The organism is Psychrobacter sp. TB20-MNA-CIBAN-0197 (genome assembly GCF_040309765.1).
Classification (GTDB): Bacteria; Pseudomonadota; Gammaproteobacteria; order Pseudomonadales; family Moraxellaceae; genus Psychrobacter; species Psychrobacter submarinus.
This window is the reverse complement of the sequence record NZ_JBEOPC010000108.1, coordinates 1-456: the sequence shown is the minus strand read 5'-3', so window position 1 is coordinate 456 and position 456 is coordinate 1. Positions and strand designations below refer to the sequence as shown.

1 protein-coding gene is annotated in these 456 nt (G+C 41.7%); it reads right to left on the bottom strand.

Annotated elements, in window-relative coordinates:
• A partial coding sequence (locus tag AAEY83_RS12870; RefSeq protein WP_351059296.1) for an amidohydrolase family protein occupies positions 1-456 on the bottom strand: 456 nt, incomplete at both ends.

The following is a 456-nucleotide window of genomic DNA, read 5'->3' as shown; positions in this document are numbered from 1 at the left end:
CTTTATAAACCTCCCATGTGGTTTTATCAATACCTGCATCGTGAGTAGAGGTAATGCCTAAACTTAATAAATGTTTACCTGCTGCATCAAGTGAGTCACTTATATCTTGTTTTGAAGGGGCTGGCATATGCTGGGTAATTAGCGATTCTGCTTTGTCTACAAAAATACCCGTAGGATTGCCAAATTCGTCTTTAATTATCTCACCGCCTTCAGGTGCTTTTGTTTGGGCGGTAATACCTGCAAGTTCGAGCGCTTTTGAATTAACCCAAATGGCGTGGCTATCAACTCGAGAAAGCACCACAGGTCGATCGTTAACTACTTTGTCTAAATCTTTAGCAGTAGGAAAGCGTGTATCAGCCCAAAGCTCTTGGTTCCAACCTCGCCCTATAATCCAACCTTGTTTGTTATCGGCAAATACTTTTAGTTTATTCGTTGCTTCATCAACCGATTCTGCAC